Origin of the sequence: Pseudomonas sp. A25(2017), from assembly GCF_002001065.1 — a bacterium.
Classification (GTDB): domain Bacteria; phylum Pseudomonadota; class Gammaproteobacteria; order Pseudomonadales; family Pseudomonadaceae; genus Aquipseudomonas; species Aquipseudomonas kilonensis.
Genome location: NZ_MUOA01000080.1, coordinates 23,057 through 35,743, shown reverse-complemented (window position 1 = coordinate 35,743; position 12,687 = coordinate 23,057). Strand labels below are relative to the sequence as shown.

The window sequence follows — 12,687 nt, the reverse complement described above, 5'->3', positions numbered from 1 at the left end:
GCGCTGAACAGCCCTGCCGCACTGAGCGCACCAATCATCAGGGGAAGACCAAACACCTTCCAGAAACTCGACTGCCGAGGCCTCACGAGGCGACCTCCGTGCCAACGGTTGCCCGCTTGGCCGCTTTACGCCGCACCAGCCACAGGTAGACGCCGCTGCCGAGGACGATGATGGTCAGTACATCGAGGGTCGCCCAGAAGATCTGCATTGGCCGGCCACCGTAGTCGCCGAAGTGCAACGGCAGGGACAGGCTCATGACGTCCATGTACCACGGCCGTTCGGCGACGGCGGTGACGTCCAGGGTGGTGGCATCGATCAGCACCGGCGTGAGCAGGTGCGAGGTCAGGTGGGTGTCACCCTTCATGAAGACGCTGTAGTGGTGCTCGCTGGAGAACAGCGTGCCGGGGAAGGCGATGAAACTCGGCTCCATGCCCGGCGCGACGTCCTTGGCGATGTCCAGCAGCCGGGTGGCCGGCGCCAGTTGGGTCAGCGGCGGGGCGTTGCGGTAGGGTTCGACCATGGCGCTGAGGCTGTCGTTGCGCCACGCGGCGATGATCAGGTCGGCGCAGGCGGCGATCACGCCAGTGACGCCCACGGTCAGCGCCCAGACCAGTGTGACCACGCCGATCAGGTTATGCAGGTCGAGCCAGCGCAGGCGCGTGGATTTGTCCTGGCGTACCGTGGCGAACTTCAAGCGACGCATGAACGGCAGGTACAGGACCACCCCGGAGACGATGGCAATCACGAACAGCAGGCCCATGAACGCCAGCAGCAACTTGCCCGGCAGCCCGGCGAACAGGTCCACGTGCAGGCGCAGCATGACCATCATGAAACCGCCATTGGCCGAGGGCATTTCCAGGGCCTCGCCGGTACGCCCATCGAGCATGAAGGTGTGGGAGGCATTGGGTTCGGTGCCCGGTGTAGGCGCCATGATGGTGATGACGCCGTTGGGCTCGTCATCGTCCCAGCCAAAATACTGGACCACTTCGCCTGGACGGTGAGCCTTGGCTTTTTCCACCAGTTGTTGCAGGTCCAGCGGCGGCGTGTCGGCGGGCATTTCCCGAAGCTGCGGGGCGTCGCCCAGCAGGTGTTCAATTTCATGGTGGAAGATCAATGGCAGCCCGGTGATCGCCAGCATCAGCAGGAACACCGTGCAGATCAGGCTGGTCCAGGTGTGGACGAAGGACCAGCGGCGGATGGTTTTGCTTTTCATGAGCGATCCGGATGCAAAAGGGCACCTTGTGGCGAGGGGTATCTGTGGGAGCAAGGCTTGCCCGCGAAACAGGCGATGCGGTCTTTCTGAAACCGAGTCGCCTCCATCGCGGGCAAGCCTTGCTCCCACATAGTGCCCGCTAAAGTGGGCATGCAAATGCTAACCGTTTACCATTTGTAATTCACGCTGGCGACGACGTTGCGTTGGTCGCCGTAGTAGCAGTAGAAGCCGTCGCAAGTGGACAGATAGTCCTTGTTGAAGAGGTTCTTCGCGTCCACCGCCACCGTGACCCCCTTGAGGGTCTTGTTCAAACGGCCCAGGTCGTAATGGGCCGAGGCGTCGTACACGGTGTAGGACCCGACATGGCCCCAGTCGGTGTTGGTGGTGTTGCCGTAGGTGTCGCCGACATAACGCACACCGGCGCCGACACCGAAGCCATCCAGCGGGCCGTTATGCCAGGTGTAGTCCGCCCAGGCGGTGGCTTGGTTACGCGGGACCTGGGCCATGCGCTTGCCTTTTTCCGCCGCCGTGCCCTTGGTGATTTCGCTGTCGTTGTAGGTGTAGGAACCGATCAGTTTCAGGTTGTCGGTCACGTCGCCCGAGGCTTCCAGTTCCAGACCACGCACCTGGACTTCACCCACTTGGCGGGTGACGTTGTTTTCGGTAACGGAGTTGTTTTTCTGGGTCAGGTCGAACACCGCGGCGGTCAGCAGGGTCTTGGTGCCGGGTGGCTGGTACTTGATACCCGCTTCGTATTGTTCGCCTTCGGTGGGTTTGAACGCTTCGGTGCTGTTGACGGTTGAACCTGCCGCCGCCTGGAACGACTGGGCGAAGGAAATGTACGGCGTCACACCGTTATCGAAGACATAGCTCAGCGCCGCGTTGCCGCTGAATTTCTTGTCGCGCTGGGTGTTGGTCGCATCGTTCAGGTTGTGGAACACGGTGCCGGTGTGAATCCAGTCCTCACGACCGCCGAGGGTCAGGCGCCAGTTGTCCAGGGCGATCTGGTCCTGGACGTACAGGCCGGTCTGGTTGGTTTTCTGGTTGTAGTCGTACATGGTGAAGTACTGGACGTTGGAGAAATCCTGTCCGTAGATCGGGTTGTGGATGTTGCTGGTCGGCACGCCAGTCGAACCCCAATCCCAGCGCGAATTGCTGTTGGAGCGCTGGTGGTCCAGGCCCAGCAGCAGGGTGTGGCTGAGGGCGCCGGTCTGGAAGTCGGCCTGGAAGTTGTTGTCCACGGCGAACTGGCTGATGTCTTCGTCAATGACGCTGGCACTGCGCTTGACGGTGCCATCGGCGCTCACCGCTTCCTCAGGCCCCGCCGGCCAGAATTGCCCGCCGGCGGAGATGCCCTGGGTTTCCAGGTCGCTCTTGGTGTAGCGCAGGTTCTGGCGGAACTGCCAGGTGTCGTTCAGGCGATGTTCGAACGCATAGCCGAGCGCGTAGTAGGTCCGGTCGTAGAATTCCCAGTCCGGATCGCCGAGGTTTTTGTGGTGGGAAACCTTGCCCGCTGGCGAGGAGAGCTTGGTGCCTTGCAGCGGCAAGAATTGCCCGGTGATGCCGGTGTCGTCGCGGGTGTACTGGGACAGGAAGGTTAGGCGGGTGTCGTCGTTGATGTTCCAGGTCAGGCTCGGCGCGAGGTTGTAGCGCTTGTCCGGGATGTGATCGACCTGGGCGTTGCTGTCGCGCACGGTGCCGCTGAGCCGATAGAGGAACTGGCCTTCGTCATCGACTTTGCCGGTGCTGTCGAAGTTGATCTGCTTATGTTCGTAGCTGCCGGCCTGCAACTCGACTTCATTGCTGCTTTCGGCCTGTGGCCGACGGCTGACCATGTCCAGCATGCCGCCAGGGGGCGTCTGGCCGTAGACCGAAGAGGCCGGGCCACGCAGCACGGCAATGCGCTCCAGGTTCCAGGGCTCGATTTTCGGCGTGATGTAGTTGCCCTTGGGCAGCGGCAGGCCATCGAGGAATTGGGTCGGTATGAAGCCACGGACCAACAGCCAGTCGTTGCGCGAATCCGAACCGTAGCCGCTGCTCTGCACGCCAGCGGTGTAGCGCAGGGCGTCATTGAGGTTGAGAACCGAACGGTCTTCCATCTGTTGGCGCGTGACCACCGAGACGGAGCGCGGCAGTTCGACAATCGGCGTATCCGTCTTGGTTCCGGCGGCGGTGCGAGTGGCGACGTAGCCCTCGGTCGGGCCCCACGCGGTTTCGCTGAGGCCGGCACCGATCACACTGGTTTCCGGCAAGGCCATGACGCCTTCAGGCACCGCCACCAGGCTGTAGGTGCCGGCGCTGCTTTGTTCCAGTTGCAGGCCGGTGCCGCGCAAGGCCTCGCGCAATGCGCCGGTGGCGTCGAACTGGCCCTGGACCGGGGCCGAGGTCTTGCCCGAGGCCAGGGACGGATTCAGGCTCAGGGCGAGGCCGGCCTGGCTGGCGATCTGGTTCAGGGTGCTGGCCAGTGGCGCGGCGGGCAGGTTGTAGGTGCGCACGCTCGTGGCCTGTTCGGCGGCCAGCAGCGGGGCGCTGGTCAACGGGACGGCAAAGGCAATGGCGATGGCCAACAGGCTGGGGCGCAACAGGGTGTCTAGCGGGCGGGACATACGGCGGCTCCTGAATGGAAATATTTCTCAATTGCCTGGGTGCCGGATGAAAATTGAAAAGTGATAGGGGTGGATGAAAATAATTTAGATTCGTTTTGCGGCTAGCTTGGTTTTTATGGTGAGGCAGATGGCCTCATCGCGAGCAGGCTCGCTCCCACATTTGAGCTTCGGTGATCCCCTGTTGGGTGTTCGCCGCTGTTCCACTGTGGGAGCGAGCCTGCTCGCGAAGACGTCATCACTGACGCAACATTCGTCAGGGTTTGGCTTCAGCCCTTGGCCCCACCACCACCCACCACCGCGTGTGATGCTCGATCTGCACCGGCAAGCTTGGCAGCAGGGCCGTCAGGGCCAGGTCGGTGTCGTGCAGCGGGAAACTGCCGGTGATGCGCAGGTCTGCCACTTGTGGCTCGACGCCCAGGTAGCCGCGCCGGTAACGTCCCAATTCGTGGACCAGGTCTTCAAGGCGCGCGTTGTCCACCACCAGCATGCCGCGGGTCCAGGCATCGGCGCCGGGGTTCAGGGCAATGGTCGGCCCGAGGCCGTCGCGGTGCATCAGCACTTGTTGGCCTTCGCGCAGGATCAGTTCCTTGTCCGTGGCCTGGGGATGCGCCGCCACAGCGGATTTCAACACGCTCAGGCGCGTGCCTTCGTCTTCACGCTTGACCAGGAACCGTGTGCCCAAGGCGCGCAGGCTGCCTTCGCGGGTCTCGACGATGAACGGACGCGGGTCGTCGTGACCGGTTTCCACCAGGATCTCGCCTTCCTGCAGGACGATGCGGCGCTGCTTGTCATCGAAACGCACGTCCAGGGCACTGTGGGTGTTGAGGTTGATCAGCGTGCCGTCGGTCAGGCGCAGGGTGCGCTGTTCGCCTGTCGCGGTGCGCTGATCGGCCAGCCAGTAATCCAGCGGCAGGTAACGATCGCCGGCAAACAGCGTCAGGCCGATGACCGCGACAACACTGGCCAGGCCGCTGCCGACCTTGCGTATCCGCCGGCGTATGCTGAGCCGCGATTGCAGCAATGCGGCGCGCGCCGGTCCGGTGGCCACACTGAAGCGCTGGTCAAGCATGCCCAGCTGTCGCCAGGCCCGGGCGTGTTCTTCGTCGGCGGCATGCCATTGGGCAAAGGCTTCACGCTCCTGGGCGCTGCTCGAGTCCAGGGACAACTGCCAGGCAATGGCGGCATCCAGCACGCTGGCCGAGACCGGTTTGGCATGGGCCTGGCTCATGTCGGCTCACCATAAAGTGCGATGTAGCACTGTCGGATGCCTTGGGCCAGGTATTGCCGTACGCGCGGCACCGAAACCCCCAGGCGCTCGGCGATTTCGGCGTGGCCGAGGCCGTCGAGGCGGTTATAGAGGAAGGCTGCGCGGGCCTTGCTCGACAGTTTGCCGAGCAGGCGATCGATGGCCTTGAGGTCTTCGAGGATAATTTGCTGTTCTTCCACCGAGGGCTGCTCGGCCTCGGGGATCAGCATCAGTTCGGTGAGGTAGGCCTGCTCCAATGCCGCTCGACGGAAATAATCGAACAGCAGGCCCTTGGCGATGGCCACCAGAAATGCCCGTGGTTCGCGGGGCGCCTTCAGTTCCTCGCGACCCAGCAAGCGCACAAAGGTGTCCTGGCTCAGGTCCTCGGCCCGGTGCGCACACGCCACGTTGCGTCGCAGCCAGGCCAATAGCCAAGCGCGATGGTCGCGGTACAACGCACCAACCAAATCACTGTGGGGGGTGGGGACTGACGACACCTAGCATCACCGACGTTTTAAGTAACGAGAATTGTTCGCGATTGTGGCAGAGGCGTAGGCGGGAAAGCAATTGGCGCTGGTCGGGACCCGATCTGTGGGCCCAAATAAGTCTGTGGGCCCAAGTAGGTCTGTGGGAGCAAGGCTTGCCCGCGATGCAGGCGACTCGGTTTGGCTGTCAAACCAGGCGATGCCATCGCGGGCAAGCCTTGCTCCCACAGGTGAACCACCCGCGGAGCAGAGGGTTTAGAGCGAAGGCGCCTGCTGCCGCCGTTTCCAGTGGCTCAGGCGCTGTTGCAGGTCAAGTGGGCTGTGGATCTGTTGCTGGCGGGCGCGGCTGAACAGGATCAGCGCCAGTTCTGCCGTGGCCAGGGCGTCGGCGCTGGCGTTGTGGCGGTCGAAGACTTGCAGCTTGAACCAGTCGATCCACTCGTCCAGGCCTGACTTGCGCAGATGGGCTTGCGGGCAAAGCATCGGGGCCAGGTCCGCCACGTCGAGGAATGAATGCTGCAGGCGATAGCCCAGGTAGTCTTTCAAGGCGCGCCCGAGCATGTGCGAATCGAACTGCGCGTGAAAAGCCAGCAGCGGACTGTCGCCGACGAACTCCATGAACGCCAGCAGCGCCTCGGCCGGGTCGCTGCCGGCGGCGATGGCGCTGGGTGCCAGGCCATGGATCAACACACTCGGCCCGAGTTTCTGCTTATCGCATTGCAGGGTGCGTTCGAACTGCTGGCTGAAGTCGATGGCGCCGTCTTCGATGACCACCGCGCCGATGGACAGCACCTGGTCCTTGTTCAGGTTCAACCCGGTGGTTTCCAGGTCCAGCACGACCCAGCGTTGTTCCCGCAGGTCGCATTCACCCAAGGCTGAAGCCGTCGGCAGTCGTTCCAGGCGCCTTTGTATTTCTTCGGGCAACATGGGTTGGGCTGGGCGCAACCAGGAAAAAATGCTCACAGCTGATATCTCACGGTCAGGCTGCTTTGCAGGCGTTGGGCCTGGCGCAGGGATTCGCGCAGGATGCGTCGGTCCAGATGGTTGAGGCTGTCGGGGTCGACGCGGTTGGAGTAGGGCAGGTTCTCGCGGGTTTGCAGTTGGTGCTGCTGCATGCGGGTCTGCTGGATGAAGTGATAGGCCTCTTCATAGGCGGCGCCATCGAGCGGTTCGATCACTTCCTTGACGACCAATTGCCGCAAGCGTTCCAAGGTATTGTTGACTTCGATGCCGTTGGCCAGCGCCAGCAGACGGGCGCCGTCGACGAAGGGCGTCAGGCCCTGCACTTTCAAGTCCAAGGTCGCCTTTTCGCCATTCTTGCGGCTGAGCACGAAGTCCCTGAAACGTCCCACGGGTGGGCGATGACGCAGCGCGTTGTCGGCCATCATGCGCTGGAACAAACGGTTGTCGGCCACTTGGTCGAGGATCTGCCGGCGCAGCTGCTCGCAGCCTTGCTCATCGCCCCAGACCACCCGCAGGTCGAAATAGATGCTCGAGCCCAGCAGGTTTTCCGGGGTCGCTTCGCGAATGAATGCCGCGAAGCGCCGGGCCCATTCGGCACGGGACAAACACAGCTCGGGGTTGCCGGCCATGATGTTGCCCTTGCACAAGGTGAAGCCGCACAAGGCCAGGCTCTGGTTGATCTGTTGGGCGATGGGCAGCAGCAGACCACGGATCTGCGCGGCGTGGGCGGCGTCCCGGGCCTCGAACAAAATGCCGTTGTCCTGGTCGGTGTGCAGGGTTTGCTCGCGCCGGCCTTCACTGCCGAAACACAACCAACTGAACGGCACCCCCGGGTCGCCCTTGTCGGCCAGGGTCAGTTCGATGACCCGGCTCACGGTGTGGTCGTTGAGCAGGGTGATGATGTGGGTAATCTGGGTCGACGACGCGCCGTGGGCCAGCATGCGCTCCACCAGTTGGCCAATTTCACCGCGCAGGGCCACCAGATTCTCCACCTTTGGCGCGTTGCGAATGGTCCGGGCCAGGTGCACCAGGTCGACCCGTTGCAGGGAAAACAGATCGCGCTCCGACACCACGCCACACAGGCGATGGTCCTTGACCAGGCAGACATGGGCGATGTGCCGTTCGGTCATGGCGATGGCCGCGTCGAAGGCGCTGTGGTCCGGCGAGAGAAAAAACGGTGCCTGGGTCATGTGTCCGACGATGGCCTGGGAAAAATCCCCGTCCCCATCGGCCACCACGTGCCGCAGGTCGCGCAAGGTGAAAATTCCCACCGGGACTTTCTGCTCATTCACCACCACGATACTGCCGACCTGCTGTTCGTGCATCAGCTTCACGGCTTCGCGCAGCGGCGTGTCCGGGCTGCAACTCACCGGATGGCGCATCGCCAGTTCGCCCAGCCGGGTGTTGAGGGAGTACTGGGTGCCCAGGGTTTGCGCGGACTTCTGCTGGACCTGCTGATTGACCTGGTCGAGCAAGCTGCTGACCCCACGCAGGGCGAAGTCGCGAAACGGGCCGGACAGGGCGAACAGCTTGATGAAGGCCTGTTTGTTCAGTTGGAGGCAGAACGTGTCTTCGCCGGCCCGGTGCTCGGTGCGCGTGGCTCGTTCGCCCAGTAGCGCGGCGAGGGGGAAACATTCGCCGGTGGTGATTTCGAAGGTGGTTTCGGTGCCACCCTTGGCCGAATGCGGACGTTCGCCTATCACCCTGCCTTGCTTGACGATGTAAAAGTGCTCCACCGGGCCGTCGGCTGGTTTGATGATGGTTTCGCCCGGCGCATAAAAACGCAGCAGGCATTGCTCCACCAGATAGGCCAGGTGGGCGTTTTCCATCTGGTTGAACGGTGGGAAACGCTGGAGAAACTGCAGCGTCCCCTGGATGTTTTGCAACACCGCGGTTTTCCCTGCCTGGGTGAAGGCGTCCGCTTTTTTCATAACCATTACGCAGTCTTTTTTGAATTGTTGTGATCGATCCGTTCTCCCATGGTCGGCCCCTCAGCGCGGGGTGCCCATTGGACGTAAGTCTAGGTCGCTGCACAGGGGAGGGCTTACGGAAAAATCCTACGCAAGGCGTCGGAAAAATCTTCATTGAATGTTCTTGGAAAAAAATCCGACGAAGTGCACATTGAAGCGCCGCAGAACGATGTCTGACCACTGTGCCAGGGGATCGATTTAAAGAACGTAGAGAGCACCATGTCCGACCACGATATTTTGAGTGACGCCGAGCGCGAGGCGCTGAGTGCCGTCATGCTGGAACCTGACTTGCCGCCGCAGCGCGTCTTGATCGTCGATGACGACAAGGACGCTCGTGAGCTGCTGTCGGAGATCCTGGCGTTGGACGGGATTCACTGCATGACCGCCGCCAGTGGTGAAACGGCACTCAAGATGCTGGAAAACAAGCCATCGATTGGCCTGTTGATCACCGACCTGCGCATGGGCAATGTCGATGGCCTGGAGCTGATCCGCCTGGTGCGCGAGTCTCCGCGGGCGGCGCTGCCGATCATCATCGTGTCGGGCGATGCCGACGTGAAGGACGCCATCGAAGCCATGCACCTGAGCGTGGTGGACTTTTTGCTCAAGCCGATCGATACCGACAAGCTGCTGGGGTTGGTCAAGCATGAGTTGGGGATGGATCTCTAAGATTGTCTGTGGGAGCAAGGCTTGCCCGCGATGCAGGCGCCTCGGTTCACCAAGGACCGCGCGGCCCTCATCGCGGGCAAGCCTTGCTCCCACAGATAAATCCCCTTGCCGCAATGACTCAAGCATCAGCCAGATGCTTGGTGATTTTGCAATGAAAAAGCCCTGATCTTTCGATCAGGGCTTTTTTTGTGCCGCGTCTACCGCTCAATCACAACCCATTGGCGGCCTTGAACTCACGACGACGACGGTGCAGCACCGGCTCGGTGTAGCCGTTGGGCTGCTTCGTGCCTTCGATCACCAACTCGACCGCCGCCTGGAAGGCGATGTTGCGGTCGAAGTCCGGTGCCAGCGGACGGTACAGCGGGTCGCTGGCGTTCTGGCGGTCGACCACCGGCGCCATGCGCTTGAGGCTTTCCATCACCTGGTCTTGGGTGACGATGCCATGGCGCAGCCAGTTGGCGATGTGCTGGCTGGAGATACGCAGCGTCGCACGGTCTTCCATCAGGCCGATGTCGTTGATGTCCGGCACCTTGGAGCAGCCCACGCCCTGGTCGATCCAGCGCACCACGTAACCAAGGATGCCCTGGGCATTGTTGTCCAGTTCGTTCTTGATCTGCTCCGGTGTCCAGTTCGGGTTGACGGCCAGCGGGATGGTCAGGATGTCGTCCACCGATGCGCGGGCGCGCTTGGCCAGCTCGGCCTGGCGGGCGAACACGTCGACCTTGTGGTAATGCAGCGCGTGCAGGGCCGCGGCGGTCGGCGAGGGAACCCAGGCGGTGTTGGCGCCGGCCAGCGGATGAGCGATTTTCTGTTCGAGCATCGCCGCCATCAGGTCCGGCATGGCCCACATGCCCTTGCCGATTTGTGCGCGACCTTGCAGGCCGGTGCTCAAGCCGATGTCGACGTTCCAGTTCTCATACGCGCCGATCCACTTCTCGGCTTTCATGTCGGCCTTGCGCACCATCGGGCCGGCTTCCATGGAGGTGTGGATTTCATCGCCGGTACGGTCGAGGAAGCCGGTGTTGATGAACACCACGCGCTCGCTGGCGGCCTTGATGCAGGCCTTGAGGTTGACCGTGGTACGGCGCTCCTCGTCCATGATCCCGACCTTGAGGGTGTTGCGCGGCAGGTTCAGCACGTCCTCGACGCGACCGAACAGCTCGTTGGTGAACGCGGCTTCTTCCGGGCCGTGCATCTTCGGCTTGACGATGTACACCGAGCCGGTGCGGCTGTTGCGACGGCTGGTGTTGCCGTTGAGGCTGTGGATCGCTGCCAGGCTGGTGATCAGGCCGTCGAGGATGCCTTCCGGCACTTCGTTGCCGTGCTTGTCCAGGATCGCGTCGATGGTCATCAGGTGGCCGACGTTACGCACGAACAACAGCGAGCGGCCGTGCAGGGTCACGCTCGAACCGTCGACGGCGGTGTAGACACGGTCGGGGTTCATGGTGCGGGTGAACGTCTGGCCGCCTTTGGCGACCTCTTCAGCCAGGTCGCCTTTCATCAGGCCGAGCCAGTTGCGGTAGATCACCACTTTGTCATCGGCATCGACGGCGGCGACCGAGTCTTCGCAGTCCATGATGGTGGTCAGCGCGGCTTCCATCAGGATGTCTTTGACGCCGGCGGCGTCGGTCTGGCCGACCGGGGTGCTGGCATCGATCTGGATTTCGAAGTGCAGGCCGTTGTGTTTCAACAGCACGGTGGTCGGTGCCGAGGCATCGCCCTGGAAGCCGATCAACTGGGCATCGTCACGCAGGCCGCTGTTGCTGCCGCCCTTGAGGGTGACCACCAGTTTGCCGTCGACGATTTTGTAAGCGGTGGAGTCGACATGGGAGCCGGCCGCCAGGGGCGCGGCTTCGTCGAGGAAGGCACGGGCGAAGGCGATGACCTTGTCGCCGCGGACCTTGTTGTAGCCTTTGCCTTTTTCCGCGCCATCGGCTTCGCTGATGGCGTCGGTGCCGTACAGCGCGTCATACAGCGAACCCCAGCGGGCGTTCGATGCGTTGAGGGCGAAGCGGGCGTTCATCACCGGCACCACCAGCTGCGGGCCGGCCATGCGGGCGATTTCATCGTCGACGTTTTGGGTCGTAGCCTGGAAATCCGCCGCTTCTGGCAGCAGGTATCCAATGTCTTGCAGGAAGGCTTTGTAAGCCACGGCGTCGTGGGCCTGGCCGGCACGGGCCTGGTGCCAGGCATCGATCCGCGCCTGGAAATCATCGCGTTTGGCGAGTAGGGCTTTGTTCTTCGGCGCCAGGTCGTGGATGACCTTGTCGGCACCGGCCCAGAACGCGTCGGCGGTGAGGCCGGTTCCGGGAATGGCTTCGTTATTCACGAAGTCGAACAGGACTTTGGCGACCTGCAGGCCACCGACTTGAACGTGTTCAGTCATTGCTTGCCTCACTCTGCTCAGCTATTTCGCTTTTCAGCTCTTCGATTTTGACAATGAAGCCTCGGGCCATTTAAAGCACAAACCCCGGAACCAGTACATGCCATCGCTGGCGGCTGGGTGTTAAGCCTTGCTGACGGGGCTTTTCAGGGATGCGACTGCGCCTTAAGCAGACATCGGTACAACGTTATGTAGTGCTCGCTGCGGCATACTACATGATCAATTGCGGTTGTGAAAATTAGACTAATTGCGTCGTTCCGCGACCGACTAAAGTGTTACGGTCACGTCGGGACACGGGATGTTCTCAAAAAATAGATAGATTGTTCCAGATAAATCTTGAGGTTTGTACACGATATCTCTGGTGTCATCCTGTGGGAGCAAAGCTTGCTCGCGATACAGGCGCCTTGGTTTCAGAAGGACCGGGTTGTTTTCATCGCGAGCAAGCTTTGCTCCCACAGGGGGAAGGTATAAATCTTTAGGCCACAGTCTGCTCGCGATCACCTGCCTATACTGTCCCTTCCCCAACAAGAGGACTGCGCCATGGACCACCTTGTCATTACTGTTTTCGCCCCGGACAAGCCCGGGCAGGTCGAGCGCATTGCCGATTGCATCGCCGAGCATGGCGGTAACTGGCTGGAAAGCCGCATGTCGCGCCTGGCTGGGCAGTTTGCCGGGATCCTGCGAATCAGCGCCCCGGCCGAGGCCCATGAGGCACTGATCGAAGCCTTGCAGGGGCTGTCGGCTCACGACATCCGCGTGTTGATCGCTGAAAGCGCCCTTGAGGAGTCTTGCACCTGGAAACCCATCACCATGGAGCTGGTGGGCAACGACCGTCCCGGCATCGTGCGGGACATCACCCGGCTGTTGAGCGAGCAGGGCGTCAATGTCGAGCGCCTGGTGACCTACGTCCGGCCGGCGCCGATGAGCAGCGAGTTGCTGTTTCATGCCGAAGCGATCCTGGGGGTGCCGTTGACCCTGTCGCTGGAGACGTTGCAGGAACGCCTGGAGACCCTGGCCGATGAGTTGATGGTGGAGCTCAAGCTCAGCGACGAAGCGTGATGAAGGTTATCCAAGGAAAAACTGCGCCTGCCTGTGGATAACCTGTAGAGACCCGGCTCCAGCCCAGGCTCGCCGGGGCTTAGCGGTCGATGATCA

9 protein-coding genes are annotated in these 12,687 nt (G+C 62.0%); 2 read left to right on the top strand and 7 right to left on the bottom strand.

What is annotated here, in order from left to right; all coding sequences use genetic code 11:
- Window positions 1-82: 82 nt before the first annotated feature.
- The 6 genes from B0E42_RS21380 to B0E42_RS21355 form a co-directional block, all read right to left on the bottom strand.
- Complete coding sequence (locus tag B0E42_RS21380) at window positions 83-1,213, bottom strand: PepSY domain-containing protein (protein ID WP_053182576.1); 1,131 nt, start codon at window positions 1,211-1,213, stop codon at window positions 83-85.
- Between the two features lie 167 nt (window positions 1,214-1,380).
- The gene (locus B0E42_RS21375) at window positions 1,381-3,819 is read right to left on the bottom strand and encodes a TonB-dependent siderophore receptor (protein ID WP_077507269.1); all 2,439 of its coding nucleotides are present in this window, start codon (window positions 3,817-3,819) and stop codon (window positions 1,381-1,383) included.
- Window positions 3,820-4,072: 253 nt separating this feature from the next.
- Window positions 4,073-5,047, bottom strand: coding sequence for a FecR domain-containing protein (locus tag B0E42_RS21370; RefSeq protein ID WP_077507268.1), 975 nt, complete (start codon window positions 5,045-5,047; stop codon window positions 4,073-4,075).
- Complete coding sequence (locus B0E42_RS21365) at window positions 5,044-5,562, bottom strand: RNA polymerase sigma factor (protein WP_018607416.1); 519 nt, start codon at window positions 5,560-5,562, stop codon at window positions 5,044-5,046. Before B0E42_RS21365 ends, B0E42_RS21370 begins: the two co-directional genes overlap by 4 nt.
- A 243-nt stretch (window positions 5,563-5,805) precedes the next feature.
- Window positions 5,806-6,513: a PolC-type DNA polymerase III gene (locus B0E42_RS21360; RefSeq protein WP_077507266.1), complete on the bottom strand. Its 708-nt coding sequence runs from the start codon at window positions 6,511-6,513 to the stop codon at window positions 5,806-5,808.
- Window positions 6,510-8,450 (bottom strand): putative nucleotidyltransferase substrate binding domain-containing protein, encoded by a 1,941-nt coding sequence (locus B0E42_RS21355; RefSeq protein WP_033062651.1) that lies wholly within the window; start codon window positions 8,448-8,450, stop codon window positions 6,510-6,512. Before B0E42_RS21355 ends, B0E42_RS21360 begins: the two co-directional genes overlap by 4 nt.
- A 252-nt stretch (window positions 8,451-8,702) precedes the next feature.
- Here B0E42_RS21355 and B0E42_RS21350 point away from each other — a divergent pair, with 252 nt between their 5' ends.
- Window positions 8,703-9,149, top strand: coding sequence for a response regulator (locus B0E42_RS21350; protein ID WP_077507265.1), 447 nt, complete (start codon window positions 8,703-8,705; stop codon window positions 9,147-9,149).
- Between the two features lie 208 nt (window positions 9,150-9,357).
- On the opposite strand, the gene B0E42_RS21345 is transcribed toward B0E42_RS21350, so the two are convergent.
- A complete protein-coding gene (locus B0E42_RS21345) occupies window positions 9,358-11,535 on the bottom strand; it encodes a malate synthase G (protein WP_077507263.1) in 2,178 nt (725 codons plus the stop codon).
- 537 nt (window positions 11,536-12,072) lie between these two features.
- On the opposite strand from B0E42_RS21345, the gene B0E42_RS21340 reads away from it, so the two are divergent.
- Window positions 12,073-12,591: a glycine cleavage system protein R gene (locus B0E42_RS21340; RefSeq protein ID WP_077507261.1), complete on the top strand. Its 519-nt coding sequence runs from the start codon at window positions 12,073-12,075 to the stop codon at window positions 12,589-12,591.
- Window positions 12,592-12,687: the final 96 nt, after the last annotated feature.

Bases quoted from the DNA above. Each gene is read 5' to 3' on its own strand.
- B0E42_RS21370 (WP_077507268.1), bottom strand. From the start codon at position 5,047: ATGAGCCAGGCCCATGCCAAACCGGTCTCGGCCAGCGTGCTGGATGCC.
- B0E42_RS21350 (WP_077507265.1), top strand. From the start codon at position 8,703: ATGTCCGACCACGATATTTTGAGTGACGCCGAGCGCGAGGCGCTGAGT.
- B0E42_RS21355 (WP_033062651.1), bottom strand. From the start codon at position 8,450: ATGGTTATGAAAAAAGCGGACGCCTTCACCCAGGCAGGGAAAACCGCG.
- B0E42_RS21380 (WP_053182576.1), bottom strand. From the start codon at position 1,213: ATGAAAAGCAAAACCATCCGCCGCTGGTCCTTCGTCCACACCTGGACC.
- B0E42_RS21375 (WP_077507269.1), bottom strand. From the start codon at position 3,819: ATGTCCCGCCCGCTAGACACCCTGTTGCGCCCCAGCCTGTTGGCCATC.
- B0E42_RS21340 (WP_077507261.1), top strand. From the start codon at position 12,073: ATGGACCACCTTGTCATTACTGTTTTCGCCCCGGACAAGCCCGGGCAG.
- B0E42_RS21345 (WP_077507263.1), bottom strand. From the start codon at position 11,535: ATGACTGAACACGTTCAAGTCGGTGGCCTGCAGGTCGCCAAAGTCCTG.